Raw genomic sequence first — 16,525 nt, 5'->3', positions numbered from 1 at the left:
GTTTTCAGTCTGACTGAATGCTGAATTTTGCATTCAAACCTGAGGTTATTTTTGCTCTATTAGGCAAGGATTTTTCATTCTCACTACGCTTTATTTATTGCTTTTGGTTGTGGTAAACAGTGATAAGATACTTTCACCCAGTAAATGTAGGGGATTACGTTTGGCCGGGGAAGCGTGTATTTACCGGACAAGCGTTTTAACACGCCTTTTTACAAGAGCAAGACATGACGTGGCTTATTGTCTTTATACTGGTAGCCATAACAAAAGCGTATTAATTGGGAGATGAGAATGAATAAAGCGTATGTATTCGTTTCAATGGCTGCAGCCACTTTACTGTTCGGCTGTGTGAGTCAGCCTGCGAGCGAACCGGTGGGATCCGCGAACCCGGCCGCCGTATATTGTGTTCAGAAGGGCGGGAAGCTGGATATGGTGACTGAAGATGGCAAACGAGTCACTTATTGTATTCTGTCTGACGGCCGTCGCGTTGAGCAATGGCAATATTTCCGTGATAACCATCCGCAGGTTTCAGAAGCAGAAAGCATGTAAGCAGAAAGTATGTAAACAGAAAGCAGGGCCACGTTTTCAGCGTGGCTTTTTTCACTGTCTGCCGTTAATCCCTTCAGCCTTGTTTACGTAGCTGCCTCGTTTACGTAAGTAAATGTAAATATGCCACTTTCACGGGAGATTTTTCTGCAGATCAGCGTCTAAAGTGCTTATTAGGAAGCAATAAGGATAATGTTATGTCAGTTCTGGATAATGCTCAGCGCTATGGTGTGATAAGTCGGTTTTTACATTGGGGGATGGCACTGCTACTGCTTTGGCAGTTTTTGTCGGCAGCAACGCACGCATTGCTTGAAGATTCGTGGCTGGATGAACTGATGTGGGCAACGCATAAGCCACTGGGTTTTTTGCTGCTTATCATCATAGCGTTACGCCTTGTGTGGGCGGTTGTTAATCTGTCGCGCCGTCCGGCCTCAATCAGCCGTGTCGCTGCTCTGGGCCATAAAGCTTTATATGCACTGATGATAGTCATTCCTGCGCTGGCACTGATCCGGCAGTATGGTTCTGGCCGTGCCTTTTCACCTTTCGGAATACCGTTAATGGACGGGTTTGACAGCGCAAAAATTGAGTGGATGGTTGGGCTGGGCAATCTGCTGCACGGAGAGCTGGCCTGGCTGCTGCTGGCCTTTACTCTTGGTCATATTGTGATGGCGTTCTGGCATCGCATCCGTAAAAGCCATGAGGATGTACTGGCGCGCATGTGGCGTTAACGGGCTGTTTATGAGATCAGTTGCTTTGTTGTACAATCATTCCGATACCCAATGCTATCGGAGAAGATGATGTCAGCACCTATTTTGGAAAACACAGAGCAGCTCGGATCGATTAATCAGAAAGTCGTCGCAGACGGGGAAAACCTGCCTGCGGTGACACTCAAAGATGGCAGCAAGGTACAGACGGGAACCGTCGCGACCATGCTGCATAACATTGCGCTTTATAATGCGGGTCAGCGGGGAATCATCGAGCAAGAGCTGGAGCTGGCAATCCCTACATTGATAAAAGTCGGATTATTTGATCTCTTTAGTCCTGATGAGTGGGTTAACGGAGCAAACCCGGGCCGCCGCTTCGTCGGTTTAAAAGCCAAGCAATATCTGGCTGGCTAAAAGGCGAAAAAAGTAACGATTTGACATCATAGTGAAGAAAAGACAGATCAAGCACTGTGCCCGGCAACATTGTCCCTTGCTAAACTTAAGTTAAGAACAGGCAATGATTCCGGGCGGTTCCATGCACGAATACCTTCAGCTCGACCCCCATTACGACATTTATTTTCTGTCTGATCCGCACGGACAGTATGCTCTGCTGCAAGATGTACTCAAGGAGGTGGGGTTTCGTTACCCGCTTGATGGTGAAATCCGGGACCGGCTGTTTATTCTGGGCGATATGATAGATCGTGGCCCGGACTCTATGGCGTTATTGAAAGCCGTGCAGGATTGCCCGGCGATTTATGCCATTCAGGGAAACCATGAGCAAATGGCGCTCAGTGCCATGGAAGATAATGCTGACAGATCCTTATGGATCATGAACGGCGGCCGCTGGCATGAAGATGTTGCCCTTGCTGATGTCAGAAAAATGCTGGATTTCGCGGCAAACTTACCACTTTGTTATACCCTGCAGATCAACGGCCACCGAATTGGTCTGGTGCACGCCGCAGTGCCTTCGCCCTGCGACTGGCAACAGTTTACCCAGCGCTGTAACGAGCACACTCTGAGCAAAGAAGAACAACATTATTTAGTTTGGGACCGGTCTGTTTTCACCCATGATGAACACAGTGTCGTCTCTCACATTGATGCGGTGCTGATGGGGCACAACATAGTGTCAGGCCTGAAACCTAAGGTCAGTGGCAACCGGGTTTATATTGATGGCGCTATGTCAATGGGAGACAGAGGTCTGTTGCTGAAATACCGCCGGGGAGGTGAAGTGCTGGGGCTGTTTCAGGCCTATTCTTTCCTGCGGGAAAAATCGACGGATGGCTTAATGTGGATTTAACATGCACTAACTTTCAACTCAGCGATTCCAAGGCGCAGTCCACTTTCACCATGACAGTCGAATAAACTAAGCCGGAATATTCTGTAGGTGCAAGTGAATCCTGTTTAGCTGCACCGGCATGTTGGGGAGGAGGTTATGGCAGGTTACGGTTTACCTGTAAAAATGTGTCTTCACTGTCACAGGCCCTTTACCTGGCGGAAGAAATGGGCAAATTGCTGGCAAGATGTGAAATATTGCTCAGAGCGCTGTCGTCGCAATAAACACAAACAGAAGATTACCAATCAATAACAGTACCGTCGTAAGCCAGAAATTGGCCGGTCTGAGCCGGTGTCAGCGATTCAATGATTTTAATCAGGTCATTGGCAACACGGTGAGGAGGAAACAGTTTCCCCGCAGGCACATTGTGCTGAAACGGCTTGGACAGTGGTGTGTCCGTCGTGCCGGGATGGAGTGCCACGACACAACTTTTGGGTATCGTGCGTTGCCACTCAATACTGATAGATTTCACTGCCATATTGAGTGCGGCTTTGGCACAACGGTAGCTGTACCAGCCACCCAGCCGGTTATCACTGATACTGCCAACTCGGGCAGATAAGACCGCCAGACGTGGAGAAGGGCTGCGTTTGAGTGCGTGGGTGAAATGCTTCGCCAGTAATAGTGTCGGTAGCGTGTTGATGCGGATCATCTCTGCAAATGCTGCGGCTTCAAATTGTTGCAGGTTCTTTTCAGGCTTAAGGTTATCCGAGTGTAATTTACCCGCCGTATTAATGATCCAGTCTACTCGTTCCAACTTGCGGGCTAGCCCGGCGATGTCTTTTTCGTCAGTGATGTCAGCACGGTGCCACTGAACGCGGCAAGCATTTACAGGTGGCGGGGTGAGATGCCAAAGCGCATTGACGTTCACTGAGTCAAGCTGGCTGAGTATATCTACCATCGCATGGCCAATGCCGCCGGTTCCGCCTGTAATCAATATCTCCATAACCTCTTTCCTGCTCCTGTTGTTTTTTCGTTTTATGATGATGTCTCGCCTGACTGCTTGAGAGACAGAGCGGGCCGCTGAGGGAGGGAAACGAACCTTTACTTTTCGAGTAACGCACAATGGATTTTATAATCCTCAATAACCTGTTCACTGTATTGCTGGCAGGCGGTGATTAATGCGTCCTCGTTACCGGGCAGGCTTTCGACCATGAACTGTTCGAAGCGCACTGAGCGCCTGTCGCCGCGTGAATGGGCCAGCGCCAATGCCTCGCCACAGGCGGAGGCATACTGGCAAAAGGCGGTGCAGGGATCTTTGTCATTTAAGACCAGATCTTCGGGTTTGACCGACAAACGTGCATGGTGCCGTGAGCGAACCAGCCAGTGTTTATCCCGCCAGATAACCTCATCGAGTAAGAGATCAGGCCGACGCTGCATAAACCGCTGGCAGTCAGCGGTCAGATGCGCCGGATTGAGCGAGTTGACGGGACTGATATCAGGGAACGCGAAGATGGGGGCAGCCTGGCGTTGCTGCTTCACTTCAACAATATGGCACAGGGGCAAGTCATCGATACTTCTGACGTCGTTGGGGCCAACCAGAAAATAATAACGCCCGACATTGTTCGAGCCAGTTCCGGCATCAAGACGGATCACTATATCGAGCACATCATCATCCAGATACGGCCGGAATGTTGTCTCCGCCTCCTTATATTCAGCAGCATCAATTTCAGTAGCATCAATGCGCAGGTATTTTAACGGCTTGTCAGCAAAACGAAGCCTGCCATCTGCAAAAGTGGTGGATTTGGCTAGCTGGCTTTTACTCAGAAAATCTTTCCCGCCAGCAGCTCGCTTAGTGGCTTTGCGGCAATATTTATCCAGCACATGATCATCATCGAATTTTTTCAGGACATTGTATCTGGCATCGTTGTCTTCAATGACATGCTGCAATGTTTTTAAGTAAGCCGACAGGAATGCTTCACAGGCTTGATGGATGTCGTCTTTATTGACGGCATTTAAATCGTCGTCGATAGCCAGCTCGTCTGTGAGATAGCGCCCCTCCAGTAACCCGCAGCCGAAATCGCTGGCCAGTGCCAGGCTGGTCAGGTAGCGGGCCAGATCCCAGACACCATACCCGACACAGGCATCATCAAAATCGTCAGGAGAGAAGATAACCTGATCACCTTGTGATCCTTCTTCGGTCAGAAAGCCAAAGTTCGTCAGGTGGCAGTCACCCATGATGAAAGTCTGGCCGGGTTTGGCCAGCAATAAGTCGGGCAGTACCAATACCCCCTGAGCCAGATCGGCATAAAACAGCTGTGCAGTGCCGCGGAAGAACTGGAACGGGCTCCAGGCCATTTTCTGGTGTTTGTTGAGCGCAATGGCGGCGTTGGGGGCTACGCCGTCAATAAGCTGGATTTGTTGGCACAGGAACTCGCGTCGGGTTGTCATAAGCATCTTCTGGATTGGTGGCTATACCATTACCAGTATTGTTGATGCTCAAAAGAAATCTAGCTGAGGGGACAGGTTTGCACTCAATAAGCCGATGCCGGTTGCATTTTGTTGTGCTGAGACTGAGTCAGCCGCGGGTTTGTTAACAGGCTCCCGGCAGCCGGGATATCAGTCTGTTTACTCTGATATAAAAATACCGCCCGAGTGATTGAGGCGGTATTTTTTGATTACCGGAGATTATTTTGCCAGTGCTTCTTGTTCTGGTTTGGCAACCGCTGCATTTGTATCGGGCGAGCCGCGGCGGATCATTACTGTCATCGATAACAAGACAGTGACCACGCCATAGCTGACTTCTTCCCAGGGAACCAGATTGCCGGTGAACCGGTTAACCAGCAATACCAGCACAGGGATCAGATAGGTATAGGCCGATACCTGTTCAGGAGCCAGTGCGACGCTGCCTTGTTGGAACAGGAAGAAACTGATAGCTGTGGCGAACACCGCCAGATACCCGATACCCAGCCAGATATCAGCCGGAATTTGCGTCCATTGCACCTGCACCAGTTGCGGCGCGGTGGCGACGGTCAGCAAGCCTGTTGCACAGATCAGTGTCCAGCACGTCAGGTGGATGAAAGATTCACCTCGATAGCACTTCTTGACAATGATCGGATTGAGCGCCATACCCAGACAGCCCAGCAGATAAATTTTGTTAGAGGCTGTCATTGCGATAGAACCGGCAGCGCTCAGATCGCCACGGAAAATAATCAGACCGGCACCCAGCATACCGCCCAGCAAAGCCAGCGTGACAGACATTGAGGTACTGCGTTTGAACACGAACGCAGCCAGAATGGCGCTCATTAACGGCACAGTGGTATACAGGGCACTGGCGTCCAGCGGGCTGGTATCGCGCAGCGCAATAAACATGGCAACAAAATAGCCCAGTGCCGGCAAGCTGATCAGCGTGTATCGGCCCAAATCTTTCGCAGAGGGGATACGGAACTGTCTTTTAGCAACCAGAATCCCGACAAACAGCAGGCTGGCCAGCAGATAACGTACCCAGGTCACCACGAGTGGATCCATGGAAGCCATAATATAGCTGCCAATCGGGAATGACAGGCTAATCAGCACAGTGAAGAAAAATAACTTCAGGTGTGAAATTTGGTTCAATGACAACATTCAACTTCTCTATGACTAAGATTAACTCGAAAACCAGAGTATTTAACCAAAACCTGACCCACAAGACAAGAAATTTTGACCCGAAAGTTAAACAAACAACTGGCAATATTAGTTGCCAGGTGTGATCTTCATCAGCCTGTTTGTTGTAAAATTACAACGCAATGACTGAAAGCAGGGGGTTAGCGGGGTTTGTATAGCGGGATGAAACCCACGTGTAAGCTTGGGTTTTGTTCTGATAAACAGACCAAAGACCTGATGATGTTGCGGTATCGCGTTGAAACACTTTTGTCATCAGCTGGAATAAAGTAAAACGCGGTTCAGGGCTCATTAGCTGGTGTCAGCATTCACACTTTTGTCTTCCTGGGCAACAAAACATTATTCAATTAAGTGAATATTGATCCAGATCTATAAACAGGGTGAATTTTTCACCAACAATGGCTGTTCAATCACTCGTAAGGAGTCGCCGTCATGAAAGCCGCTGTTGTCAATGAATTCAAAGGGAAACTGGAAATCAAAGATATTCCTCTGCCTGCTGTCAAACCCCGGGACATACTGGTGAAAATTCATGCCTGTGGGGTGTGTCATACCGATTTACATGCCTGTCACGGCGACTGGCCGGTGAAACCCAAAATGCCTCTGGTGCCGGGCCATGAAGGGGTCGGCGAAATTGTCCAGGTGGGCAGTGAAATCCATCATCTCAAGATAGGTGATCGGGTGGGTGTGCCCTGGCTCTATTCGGCGTGCGGTCATTGTGAGTATTGTTTGTCCGGCCGTGAAACCCTGTGTCTGGATCAGCAAAATGCCGGCTATTCTGTCGATGGCGGCTACGCCGAATATTGCCTGGCTCATGGTGAGTATGTGGTGAAAATTCCGGACGGGCTGTCTTATGTCGATGCCGCGCCTTTGTTCTGCGCGGGGGTGACCACCTATAAAGCGCTGAAAGTGACAGAGGTTAAGCCGGGCCAGTGGGTTGCCATTATCGGTGTAGGTGGTTTGGGCCATCTGGCGGTGCAGTATGCCAAAGCCATGGGAATGAACGTCATCGCGGTGGATACCGGCGCCGAGAAAATGGCACTGGCGAAAGAACTGGGCGCTGTGCACTGTATCGATTTCATGCAAGAAAAACCGTCTGAAGCGATTCACCGACTGGTGGGTGGCGCGCACGGTGTCGTATGTACGGCAGTGTCCAAGCCTGCGTTCGAAGAGGCTTACCGTTCGGTGCGCCGCGGTGGCAGCTGTGTGCTGGTGGGCCTGCCGCCGGAAGACATGCCGATACCTATCTTTGATACCGTCTTGAACGGCATTAAAGTGATTGGCTCGATTGTCGGTACGCGTCAGGACTTACAGGAATGCCTGCAATTTGCCGCGGAAGGCAAGGTGAAAGCCATTACTGAAGTGAAAGCGCTGGAAGACATTAACGAGATCTTTGATGACATGCTCAAAGGTGAAATCACAGGTCGGATTGTGATGAATCTGGCGTCCTGATCATCCGACCTTGGTTAAATCCCTCTTGGTGTAAACCTGGAGGGATTTTTTTTCAGCGGCGTGATCGTTTTTGTTGAATGTAAATGGTGTCGATTACATCAAACTTTTTTGGTGAAATTATGAATTTCACCTGCTCAAATGCCAGCACAGATTCCAATTCTCAATGGACTCAACCACACTCCGTTGCATAGTTGCACTTGTCTGCTTGTGCAATTTGCCGCCATATCAAATCGAAGTCTGTCTGACGTACACCTGATGCTCGCATCAAGGTGTTGATGGTGATTTGTTGTGTTTACAGAACAGATAAACGTCAATGAGTTAGGTGAGAACATGAGAAAGGATATTCAAGTCGCGCTGCTGGCAGTACTGACCAGCGTCTTAACTGCCTGCTGGGATGATGATAAAGATGATGATGCTTCCGGCGCCGAGAGAAATGCGTTGATTCGAACTGAAACGTTAGCCGCCAACGATTCGCACTGTGCCTCCGGGGGGTTGCGGATAATTGCGGGTTACGATGAAAACCAGAATGCGCAATTGGATGAAGTGGAATACGTATCGTCAAAGTATGTCTGTAACAACGGTCAGCAAAGTTCAGATGGTGAAGGGAACCCAATATTTGATGAGGCGTTGGTTGGGATTGCCTTTATTGCCAGGGAGGATGTGAATTGCCCGGCAGGGGGGCAGAAGATCTACTTGGGTGTGGATAAGAATAACAATCAGATACTGGACAGTGATGAAATTACAGACACTGAGATTCTCTGCAGCGACGGAACGCTGAATGCGCCGGAGTCTGTGATTAATGCGCTCACTGCCTCGCCTGCGACAGTGCTGAGTAACGGTCTTTCTGTGCTTGAGGCAACGATATCCAATGCTTCGCAAGTTGATGTGATTCAATGGACAGATCAGAACGGAACATTGTTGTCTCCAAGAAGCAGCGAGCCACATGTCCTGGATCTTCAGGCCGGTCCGGATCTCGGACAGTTTACATATACAGTGAGCATTGAAAAGCAGAACGACAGCGGTAAGCAGGTACTGCAGTCTAAATCCATTACGATCACGGTCAGCCAGGCCCCGTCGGCCACTCAAACAGTATCGCTTGAAACCCGTCAGGTATTTCTGCCGGATGATTTTACAATGTCACCGGTGACGGGGGATATTTCTGGCACCGTGATTTACGGGGATCCGAAAACGGCATCTGCGAGTTTGCGAATGATGGCCATTCCAACACCGGAAGAGACAGAGCTGGTGGGTTTTGTCGCTGAACGAGGTGCACTGAATCAGGGCACTACCGCTCAGCAAATTCTGCAAACTATGGTGAATGCGGTCAGCCAGCATTTGCTATCCGCGGGAGATCGGATTGAACAGCTTTCACAGACTGTGCTGGAAAATGGCAATGTGTCTGCCAGCTATAACATCACACTCAATACTGCCATGCTGCCAACCAATTTGCTCCATCTCCTGCTTCAGCAAATGGCTGTGAATGTGATTGGTGGCGCGACAGATTCGTTAATGCCAGCGGCGACAGAAGTGGCAGTCTCGACGTTCCAGTTTGATCTGGTTGTGAGTTATGACCAGCTGCTGGATAGTTTGATTATGACGGCTACACTGGTGGATAAAAATCATGTGGGACGTTATGCGGATGTCATCAGCGCCACGACATCCGAAACTATCAGTGCAGCGCTGGGTTCAACCCTGCTGTTACAGTCAGATCAGTTTACCGCTGTTGAACAGACTCGCTCGAAAGCCGACTTTCTCTTTGTGATTGATAACTCCGGCAGTATGTCTGATGAACAGAATGAGCTGAGCCGCTTGACCCAAAGTTTTATTCAAACCATCGGGGCTTCCGGAATCGATTATCAGGTCGGTACGATCACAACAGACTCGGATGAGCTACGCGGCGTTGGGTTTACCAATGATGCCACGCAAATTGAAGCGGACTTCATTCCGGGTACCCACGGTAGTGCGACGGAGCGAGGGATATTTTTTGCTGAAAAGGCGCTGGATCCGGTGAACGGGACGGTCACCCTGGCCGGGTATCCCCGGGTTGGTGCGTCACTTTCAGTCATTATTGTCAGTGATGAGCCGAGTCAGTACGGTAATAATCCACCGTTTGACCCGAGTCAAAACCTGTTCACGGATAAGGGCTATCGCGTCTATGCCATTGTGAAACCGGGGGATGCTAGCATCAGTCAATATGATGATCTGGCGGTATCTACGCTGGGAAAAATACTGAACATTGATTTGATTTCAGAATACGACAGTTTCATGAATACGGTGGCAAATAATGCAGGGGCAACCAGTGCAGGCTACAAATTGTCGTTGGCCGCAACCCATCAGATCCTGTCTTCTTCTTTATCAGTGAAAGTGAATGGTGTTGCGATGCAGCGCAGCACGGCGAATGGCTGGCAATATTATCCGTTGTCGCAAGCCGTTGTGTTCACCGGTGCCGCAATTCCGGCGGTAGGCGCCACAATTACCATTGCCTATCAATATGTACAAACCACACCATAGATGGTGCACCACAGCCGGGCTGACAGGGGTCAGCCCGCTGTTTTTAGAGCCTTGTTTCGTTTGTTCAAGCGGAACGGTAAGAAAGGTCACTTTTTTTTCACTGTCTACTTGTCTTCATGCCGTTTCGTGCTATTTTCTCGCGACAAATGTCTATCTGGAGTTTATGACTATGCCTAAGGCAAGTGATATTAAAAAGTCTGCAGCTATTGAACACGAAGGTAAGGTGTATTTTGTTAAAGACATTAGCAAGTTAACACCGAGTGGCCGCGCCGGTAGCAGCCTTTACCGTATGCGTATGTATGATGTGGCAACCAACGCGAAAGCGGATGTGAGCTTCAAAGCCGATGACATCATCACACTGGCAGACTTTAGTCGCCATGCCGCGTCTTTCTCTTACATTGACGGTGAAGAGTATATCTTCATGGACAATGAGGATTACACCCCGTATCACTTCCACAAAGATGTGATTGAAGAAGAGTTGCTGTTCATTACTGAAGATATTCAGGGACTGCATGTGCTGGTGGTTAATGGTGCACCGGTTGCGCTGGAATTGCCGTCTACAGTCGATTTGGAAATTGTAGAAACCGACCCTTCAATCAAAGGGGCTTCAGCCAGTGCCCGCACAAAACCTGCTGTGCTGAGCACAGGTTTATCGGTACAGGTGCCAGAGTATATTGCTACCGGTGATCGCATTCGAGTGAATACACTGGAACACAAATATATGAACCGTGTAGAGAAGTAAGTTTCTCTGCATTGTTGGAAAAAGCCGCAGCAAGAGGTGCTCCCTGAATGTCGGACACTTTATCCTGCGGCTTTTTTTTGAACAGCCTCCCAGCATACCTGCTTTTATTTGCACTGCTATTAACTATCGTTAACATATGCAACACACTTTTATCTGCTGACCCGGCTTTTGTTGGGAAGAGTTAATATGAAAAAGGCACTGTCCAGCCTCATTACTTTATTTATGCTTCAGGGTTGTGCCGGATATGTAGGAGGCGACCTGGAAGATGTCGTGGTTGATACCTATCTTGATCAATGCCGGTATACGCCAGCCTATTACGAAATGAAAGTGTACACTGACGCGGTGAATGACTACGCGGATGAAAACATTTCCGGCATTATTTCGACTTATACCTTAGGATTATTTCCGACCTACTGGCTGTCTGAAGTGCGCAGTAAAGTCACGATTGAAGGTGAGGGTAAAGAGGTTTACGCCAGAGAAGATGTCAGTCGTATTCATACATTCTATGGTATTTTATGGCTGCTGTTTTTAAGTGATGACAGTGTGAATGCGTTGCGGGCGGATGAAGGTTCAGGTCTGCGTGTTATTGAAGGTATACAGGACAGGGCCGTGGCTAAAACGCTGAATGAAATGCCTGACAGCATTGATATTAATGAACTGTGTGTCACATATCTGGATTTATAATATTTTTGCTTATCTGTCTGCTGTATCGGTAGGTTTTCCTGTTATCTGTGGTGTTAAATTTGTTAATAATGAGCCCACTGTCAAATAATCAACTAAAATATCATCCATCGTGATTGGCTGTGACTTCCGCGATCTGTGCTGCCTGTTCAGGTTATGGTCGTGATTTAGTGCTGATTAATGCCGTTAATGTGATTATTTATGCCATAAAGTGGCAGGAAGCTGACATTTGCCCTGATTGTTTTCTGTTCAATCTCAATTGAGTTCGCAAGATTTAATTTGCTATAACCATCCTCGTATTAGTTCGATACATCAGCATTTTGATAACGATAAGGATACAAGGATGTCTATGCGTAAATTCGTAAGCAGTGTTGTGGCAGCCTGTGCATTGTTAGGCACGTCAGTGTCTGCCACGGCTGGCCCGGTAATGGATGATATTGTTAAAACCGGCGAACTTCGCGTGTGTTTTGACGCAGGTTATATGCCGTTTGAAATGAAAAGCAAAAACGGCTCATTTGTCGGTTTTGATATTGATATCGGTAAAATGATGGCTCGCCAGATGGGGGTGAAATATGTGCCGGTCAACACCGCCTGGGACGGTATTATCCCCACGCTTCTGACAGGTAAGTGCCACATCATCAATGCCGGTATGACCATCAACGCGCAACGTAATATGCGCGTAAACTTCGCAGAACCCTACATCATTGTGGGTCAGACTATTCTGCTCAATCCAGAGCTTGAAGGTAAGATCAAAAGCTACAAAGATCTGAACGACAGCAAATACACCATTGCGACTAAGCTTGGCACCACAGGTGAGCAAGCGATCAAGCGCATGATCAGCAAAGCGAAGCTCAATGTGTTTGAAACCCAGTCTGATGCTGTGCTGGAAGTGGCAAACGGCAAAGCGGATGCCTTTATTTACGACATGCCGTTTAACGCCATTTATGCTTCGCAGAACAACGGCAAAGTGGTTCACCTTGAGCAGCCATTCACCTATGAGCCATTAGGCTGGGCGGTCGCCCAGGGCGATATGGATATGCTGAACTTCCTCAATAACTTCCTGCGCCAGATCAAAGGCGACGGAACCTATGAGCGAATCTACGACAAATGGTTTAAAGACAACAGCTGGCTGAGCCAGGTGCAATAAACCCTGATAACGGCTGGCCGCTGAGCCAGCCGTGCGTTCCCGCTGTTTTCTCATTCCGACACGCCTAAGGAAGAAGTATATGATTAGGACGTCTAACCGGTGGCTCTGGCAAACTGTCTTTGTCGTCATCCTGGCGCTGCTGATGACGGGGCTGTACCAGGCTTCGCAAAGCATCAATTACAACTGGCAATGGCACCGTGTCTTGCCATTTATCGTGGATACCACCCCTAAAGAGTTCAGGGCGCAGGGTGATGGTACGGTGCAGATTAACGCTGATAACTCAATTACCATCAACCTTGACTACAGTAATGTGCCTCAGCAGATCCCCGCCTATGATGCCCGCCGGGTGCAGCAGGGCGATCTGGTTTTTGAAGGTGATGTGGTGGCAAGCAGCGATCAGTGGACGATCGGTCCGGTCACGCTGGGCTTGTGGGTGACTCTGAAAATCTCGGTGCTCTCACTGTTCTTCGCCATTATTCTGGGCCTGATGGCCGGATTGATGCGGATATCGCATAACCCTGTAACCAAAAATCTGGCTTTCCTGTACGTCGAAATTATCCGCGGCACACCGTTACTGGTGCAAATTTTCATCGTGTACTTTTTCCTGGGCACGATTTTCGATCTGGAGCGTTTTACCGCGGGTGTGGTGGCACTGTCCATTTTCACCGGCGCTTACATTGCGGAAATTATCCGCGCCGGTATTCAGTCGATTCCGCCAGGGCAGATGGAAGCGGCCCGTTCACTGGGCATGAGTTATCCCAAGGCGATGATGTATGTCATCCTGCCACAGGCTTTTAAACGCACGCTACCGCCGATGGCGGGCCAGCTGATTACGCTGATCAAAGACTCCTCTCTGGTATCTGTGATCTCTATTACCGATTTGACCAAGGCAGGCCGCGAGGTCATCAGCGGCAGTTTCGCCACGTTCGAGGTGTGGTTTGTGGTAGCAGGGTTGTATCTGCTCCTGACAACCAGCCTGTCGTGGGCCGTGCAGCGAATTGAGAAGAGGTTGGCGAGCAGTGACTAATACATATCAGGGCGATGACATGATAGTCGCCGACAAGGTCAATAAAATTTACCCCAATCTGTGCCATGCACTGAAAGATGTCAGTGCAACGGTGAAACGTGGTGAGGTGGTGGTCATCATCGGGCCGTCTGGCTCGGGTAAGTCCACCTTTCTGCGCACGCTGAACCAGCTGGAAGTGATTACCTCAGGGCAGATTGAGATTGATGGCATGAACATGTACGCCAAAAGCACCAATATCAATGAATTGCGTGCGAACGTTGGCATGGTATTTCAGTCGTTCAATCTGTTTCCCCATAAAACGGTGAAAGGCAATGTGATGCTGGCACCGCAGAAAGTCAGGGGACGCACGAAAGCGGATATCGAACCGGAAGCCGAAAAACTGCTCAGGCGGGTCGGCCTGGCGGATAAAATGAATGTCTATCCGTCGCAGTTATCCGGCGGCCAGCAACAGCGGGTTGCCATTGCCCGGGCCCTGGCCATGCGGCCGGACGTGATGCTGTTCGACGAACCCACCTCCGCGCTTGATCCTGAAATGGTCGGCGAGGTGCTGGATGTGATGAAAGATCTGGCCGCAGAAGGCATGACCATGGTGGTGGTGACGCACGAAATGGGCTTTGCCCGTGAAGTGGCCGATCGGGTGCTGTTTATGGAAGACGGTGAGTTGCTGGTCAGTGATTCGCCCGAGAATTTTTTTGATGCGCCCAAGCACCCGCGGTTGGCCCAGTTCCTGTCAAAAATTCTCTAGCAGCCACACATTTCTCTTAACCTGTGTAAGACCAGAGGCAGACTCAGTGAGTCTGCCTTTCTATTTCTACAATCTTTTTGGTTCCACTATAAAATCATGGTATTGCACCCTAAAGATGCAGGGTTGTCCTTGTTGAACCTTATTGGTGCATGAGTCGTGTAAATATTGAGCATTTCCCGTCTGTGACAATCGATTGCAGTGGCACTGAAATTGCAGCCAGTCGATATAAACAACAATAAGTTACGACACACACGACATATAAAATGCGAGATGCAGGGAGTTTGCACAATGGATTTGTCCGCTCAGGAAAAACATTGGTTACCCGTTTGGGGGCGTACGGGAAAACTGGCAATGCGACGGGCTTGCTGGCTCAACCGCAAGCGTCAGGATGATTTGCAACAAACCTTCACCAGTGTGGCACTGACACGGGTGAGAATTTTAGAAACCTGGGTGGAGAACCAATGGCTGTTCTTACAGGATGCGGCCTTGTATCTGGCCACCAAACCCGAGGATGAACGCGATGACGCGTTGCGCAGGCTCAAAGGACGGGCGGCGCACTTCTCTGAGTTGTTTATCACTGACAGCCATGGCCTTGTCAGCACCTCGACCCATCAGGGCCACAAAGGGCAAACACTGTTGACGCAGAAGGCGCTGCAGAACGGGCTCAGGGCGCGTTTTCTGCACGGCCCTTATGTTGATCCAGTGACAGAGCAGCTGGGTCGCACCACCTCCTCATTTCATGATGCGGTGACCCTGATGTTCTATCAGCCGGTGACTGTCACCCTGGCAGACGGCACCACACAGGTCCAGGGGTGTTTGTGCGCCAGGCTGCCCAATGATGTCATCAGTGATTTAATTCAGCGCGAGGCCGGGCATATCTATCCTGAATCGGGCGATAACTATATTTTCATGGTGGAGTCTGCGTTTGATCCGCAATTGCTGCCGGGCACGGCGCTGTCACGCTCACGTTTTGAAGACGATACCTTCTCCCACGGCGAAAACCTGAAATCCGGTATTCATACCCAATACGGCACGGTCAGGGTCAACCGGCATACTGAGTTTGAGATCCGCTTTACCGATCCGGCCACCGGAGAGCTGCATCCGGGGGTCAGGGAGACCATCCGGCACGGACAAAACCTGTTCGTGTCCTATCCCGGTTATTCAGACTATCGCCACATTCCTGTGATTGGCAAAGGGGTGACCTTTCAGCTGCCGGGCTCGCCGGATCGCTGGGGCATGATGTGCGAAGCGGATCTGGAGGAAGTGTATCGTCACCGGTCTTTGCATTACCGGCTCAGCAACACCTTTTTCATGTGCAGCGCGGCCGCCATTTTCTTCCCTATGCTGATGAGCGTGACTCAGGGGCTGGGTCCCTTGGCCCAGGCGGGCCTGGGCGCACTGACCGCCTTGCTGAGCTTACTGGTATTTCGCCTGACGGCTTCTGGCCCGCTGGTGAAGCAAATGCAGGAAATGACCTCTGTGATTCAGGCGCTTGCGGAAGGCGACGGAAATCTGCAGCAGCGATTGAATGCCGAGCGCTTTAAACCCGATGAAACCGGTGAGATGGGGCGCTGGATCAACAGCTTCATCGACAATCTGGATGGGGTGATCAGTGAAATGATACACGCAGCAAACGAAGTGCGGGAAGTCAGTGAGTCCATGCTTCGCCGTTGTGAGAGGATGGACGGCGCGGCGAATGACACCTCAAGCGCGATTGCCGCGATGCTGAATCTGGCGGGCAGTCAGCAGAGCGATATCAGCTCGGCATCGGTATCGGCGCATCAGATGCAGGATGTCATGCACCTGGTGGTGGTGGAAGCGGAGCAGGAGTACCAGCAGGCGTTAGCCAATACCAACAATATCAAAGGCGTTGTTGAGCGTTCAGCACAGAGTGTGAATGGGGTGAACAACGAAATGAGTCAGATTGGCGATATCGTGAAACTGATCACCGACATCACGGCGCAAACCAATCTGCTGGCACTGAATGCGGCGATTGAAGCGGCGAGGGCCGGCGACCATGGCCGGGGCTTTTCTGTGGTGGCGGAT

At 50.0% G+C, this 16,525-nt stretch carries 16 protein-coding genes; 13 read left to right on the top strand and 3 right to left on the bottom strand.

Annotation, left to right across the window (positions count from 1 at the left end):
* The first annotated feature begins 288 nt into the window (after nucleotides 1-288).
* The 5 genes from P0Y67_RS17650 (at nucleotide 289) to P0Y67_RS17630 (ending at nucleotide 2,832) form a co-directional block, all read left to right on the top strand.
* The gene (locus tag P0Y67_RS17650; RefSeq protein WP_342392955.1) at nucleotides 289-546 is read left to right on the top strand and encodes a putative hemolysin; all 258 of its coding nucleotides are present in this window, start codon (nucleotides 289-291) and stop codon (nucleotides 544-546) included.
* Nucleotides 547-740: 194 nt separating this feature from the next.
* A complete protein-coding gene (locus P0Y67_RS17645; RefSeq protein ID WP_342392954.1) occupies nucleotides 741-1,271 on the top strand; it encodes a cytochrome b in 531 nt (176 codons plus the stop codon).
* A gap of 69 nt (nucleotides 1,272-1,340) precedes the next feature.
* Complete coding sequence (locus P0Y67_RS17640) at nucleotides 1,341-1,661, top strand: DUF7709 family protein (RefSeq protein WP_342392953.1); 321 nt, start codon at nucleotides 1,341-1,343, stop codon at nucleotides 1,659-1,661.
* Between the two features lie 121 nt (nucleotides 1,662-1,782).
* Nucleotides 1,783-2,544, top strand: coding sequence for a metallophosphoesterase (locus tag P0Y67_RS17635; protein WP_342392952.1), 762 nt, complete (start codon nucleotides 1,783-1,785; stop codon nucleotides 2,542-2,544).
* A 135-nt stretch (nucleotides 2,545-2,679) separates the two neighbouring features.
* Nucleotides 2,680-2,832 (top strand): DUF2256 domain-containing protein, encoded by a 153-nt coding sequence (locus P0Y67_RS17630; RefSeq protein ID WP_342392951.1) that lies wholly within the window; start codon nucleotides 2,680-2,682, stop codon nucleotides 2,830-2,832.
* On the opposite strand, the gene P0Y67_RS17625 is transcribed toward P0Y67_RS17630, so the two are convergent.
* The 3 genes from P0Y67_RS17625 to P0Y67_RS17615 all read right to left on the bottom strand — a co-directional run bounded on the left by P0Y67_RS17625 (nucleotide 2,819) and on the right by P0Y67_RS17615 (nucleotide 6,141).
* On the bottom strand, nucleotides 2,819-3,523 hold the full coding sequence (locus tag P0Y67_RS17625) for an SDR family NAD(P)-dependent oxidoreductase (RefSeq protein ID WP_342392950.1): 705 nt from the start codon (nucleotides 3,521-3,523) through the stop codon (nucleotides 2,819-2,821). The genes P0Y67_RS17630 and P0Y67_RS17625 overlap by 14 nt on opposite strands.
* A 98-nt stretch (nucleotides 3,524-3,621) precedes the next feature.
* On the bottom strand, nucleotides 3,622-4,968 hold the full coding sequence (locus P0Y67_RS17620) for a DUF2252 family protein (protein WP_342392949.1): 1,347 nt from the start codon (nucleotides 4,966-4,968) through the stop codon (nucleotides 3,622-3,624).
* A gap of 237 nt (nucleotides 4,969-5,205) precedes the next feature.
* On the bottom strand, nucleotides 5,206-6,141 hold the full coding sequence (locus P0Y67_RS17615) for a DMT family transporter (protein WP_342392948.1): 936 nt from the start codon (nucleotides 6,139-6,141) through the stop codon (nucleotides 5,206-5,208).
* A gap of 468 nt (nucleotides 6,142-6,609) precedes the next feature.
* On the opposite strand from P0Y67_RS17615, the gene adhP reads away from it, so the two are divergent.
* The 8 genes from adhP to P0Y67_RS17575 form a co-directional block, all read left to right on the top strand.
* Nucleotides 6,610-7,626: an alcohol dehydrogenase AdhP gene (adhP, locus tag P0Y67_RS17610; protein WP_342392947.1), complete on the top strand. Its 1,017-nt coding sequence runs from the start codon at nucleotides 6,610-6,612 to the stop codon at nucleotides 7,624-7,626.
* Nucleotides 7,627-7,956: 330 nt separating this feature from the next.
* Complete coding sequence (locus tag P0Y67_RS17605) at nucleotides 7,957-10,137, top strand: vWA domain-containing protein (RefSeq protein WP_342392946.1); 2,181 nt, start codon at nucleotides 7,957-7,959, stop codon at nucleotides 10,135-10,137.
* A gap of 169 nt (nucleotides 10,138-10,306) precedes the next feature.
* Nucleotides 10,307-10,879, top strand: a complete 573-nt coding sequence (gene efpL, locus P0Y67_RS17600) for an elongation factor P-like protein EfpL (protein ID WP_192014948.1) — start codon at nucleotides 10,307-10,309, stop codon at nucleotides 10,877-10,879.
* Nucleotides 10,880-11,065: 186 nt separating this feature from the next.
* Entirely contained in the window at nucleotides 11,066-11,563 is a 498-nt protein-coding gene (locus P0Y67_RS17595; RefSeq protein ID WP_342392945.1) for a hypothetical protein, read from the top strand.
* 346 nt (nucleotides 11,564-11,909) lie between these two features.
* Nucleotides 11,910-12,707, top strand: a complete 798-nt coding sequence (locus P0Y67_RS17590; protein WP_342392944.1) for a transporter substrate-binding domain-containing protein — start codon at nucleotides 11,910-11,912, stop codon at nucleotides 12,705-12,707.
* 79 nt (nucleotides 12,708-12,786) lie between these two features.
* Nucleotides 12,787-13,734 carry an amino acid ABC transporter permease gene (locus P0Y67_RS17585; protein WP_161444140.1) on the top strand — a complete coding sequence of 316 codons (948 nt, stop codon included), beginning with the start codon at nucleotides 12,787-12,789 and terminating at the stop codon, nucleotides 13,732-13,734.
* Between the two features lie 19 nt (nucleotides 13,735-13,753).
* Nucleotides 13,754-14,479 (top strand): amino acid ABC transporter ATP-binding protein, encoded by a 726-nt coding sequence (locus P0Y67_RS17580; RefSeq protein ID WP_342392969.1) that lies wholly within the window; start codon nucleotides 13,754-13,756, stop codon nucleotides 14,477-14,479.
* A 288-nt stretch (nucleotides 14,480-14,767) separates the two neighbouring features.
* A partial coding sequence (locus P0Y67_RS17575) for a methyl-accepting chemotaxis protein (protein WP_342392943.1) occupies nucleotides 14,768-16,525 on the top strand: 1,758 nt, incomplete at its 3' end.

The organism is Photobacterium sp. SP02 (assembly GCF_038519165.1).
In the GTDB taxonomy this organism is placed as follows: domain Bacteria; phylum Pseudomonadota; class Gammaproteobacteria; order Enterobacterales; family Vibrionaceae; genus Photobacterium; species Photobacterium halotolerans.
Note: the sequence above shows the minus strand (reverse complement) of the source record. Positions and strands in the feature narration are given on the sequence as shown.

Excerpts from the sequence above, each read along its gene's own strand:
- P0Y67_RS17650 (WP_342392955.1), top strand. The coding sequence starts at position 289 with ATGAATAAAGCGTATGTATTCGTTTCAATGGCTGCAGCCACTTTACTG.
- P0Y67_RS17645 (WP_342392954.1), top strand. The coding sequence starts at position 741 with ATGTCAGTTCTGGATAATGCTCAGCGCTATGGTGTGATAAGTCGGTTT.
- P0Y67_RS17640 (WP_342392953.1), top strand. The coding sequence starts at position 1,341 with ATGTCAGCACCTATTTTGGAAAACACAGAGCAGCTCGGATCGATTAAT.
- P0Y67_RS17635 (WP_342392952.1), top strand. The coding sequence starts at position 1,783 with ATGCACGAATACCTTCAGCTCGACCCCCATTACGACATTTATTTTCTG.
- P0Y67_RS17630 (WP_342392951.1), top strand. The coding sequence starts at position 2,680 with ATGGCAGGTTACGGTTTACCTGTAAAAATGTGTCTTCACTGTCACAGG.
- P0Y67_RS17625 (WP_342392950.1), bottom strand. The coding sequence starts at position 3,523 with ATGGAGATATTGATTACAGGCGGAACCGGCGGCATTGGCCATGCGATG.
- P0Y67_RS17620 (WP_342392949.1), bottom strand. The coding sequence starts at position 4,968 with ATGACAACCCGACGCGAGTTCCTGTGCCAACAAATCCAGCTTATTGAC.
- P0Y67_RS17615 (WP_342392948.1), bottom strand. The coding sequence starts at position 6,141 with ATGTTGTCATTGAACCAAATTTCACACCTGAAGTTATTTTTCTTCACT.
- adhP (WP_342392947.1), top strand. The coding sequence starts at position 6,610 with ATGAAAGCCGCTGTTGTCAATGAATTCAAAGGGAAACTGGAAATCAAA.
- P0Y67_RS17605 (WP_342392946.1), top strand. The coding sequence starts at position 7,957 with ATGAGAAAGGATATTCAAGTCGCGCTGCTGGCAGTACTGACCAGCGTC.
- efpL (WP_192014948.1), top strand. The coding sequence starts at position 10,307 with ATGCCTAAGGCAAGTGATATTAAAAAGTCTGCAGCTATTGAACACGAA.
- P0Y67_RS17595 (WP_342392945.1), top strand. The coding sequence starts at position 11,066 with ATGAAAAAGGCACTGTCCAGCCTCATTACTTTATTTATGCTTCAGGGT.
- P0Y67_RS17590 (WP_342392944.1), top strand. The coding sequence starts at position 11,910 with ATGCGTAAATTCGTAAGCAGTGTTGTGGCAGCCTGTGCATTGTTAGGC.
- P0Y67_RS17585 (WP_161444140.1), top strand. The coding sequence starts at position 12,787 with ATGATTAGGACGTCTAACCGGTGGCTCTGGCAAACTGTCTTTGTCGTC.
- P0Y67_RS17580 (WP_342392969.1), top strand. The coding sequence starts at position 13,754 with ATGATAGTCGCCGACAAGGTCAATAAAATTTACCCCAATCTGTGCCAT.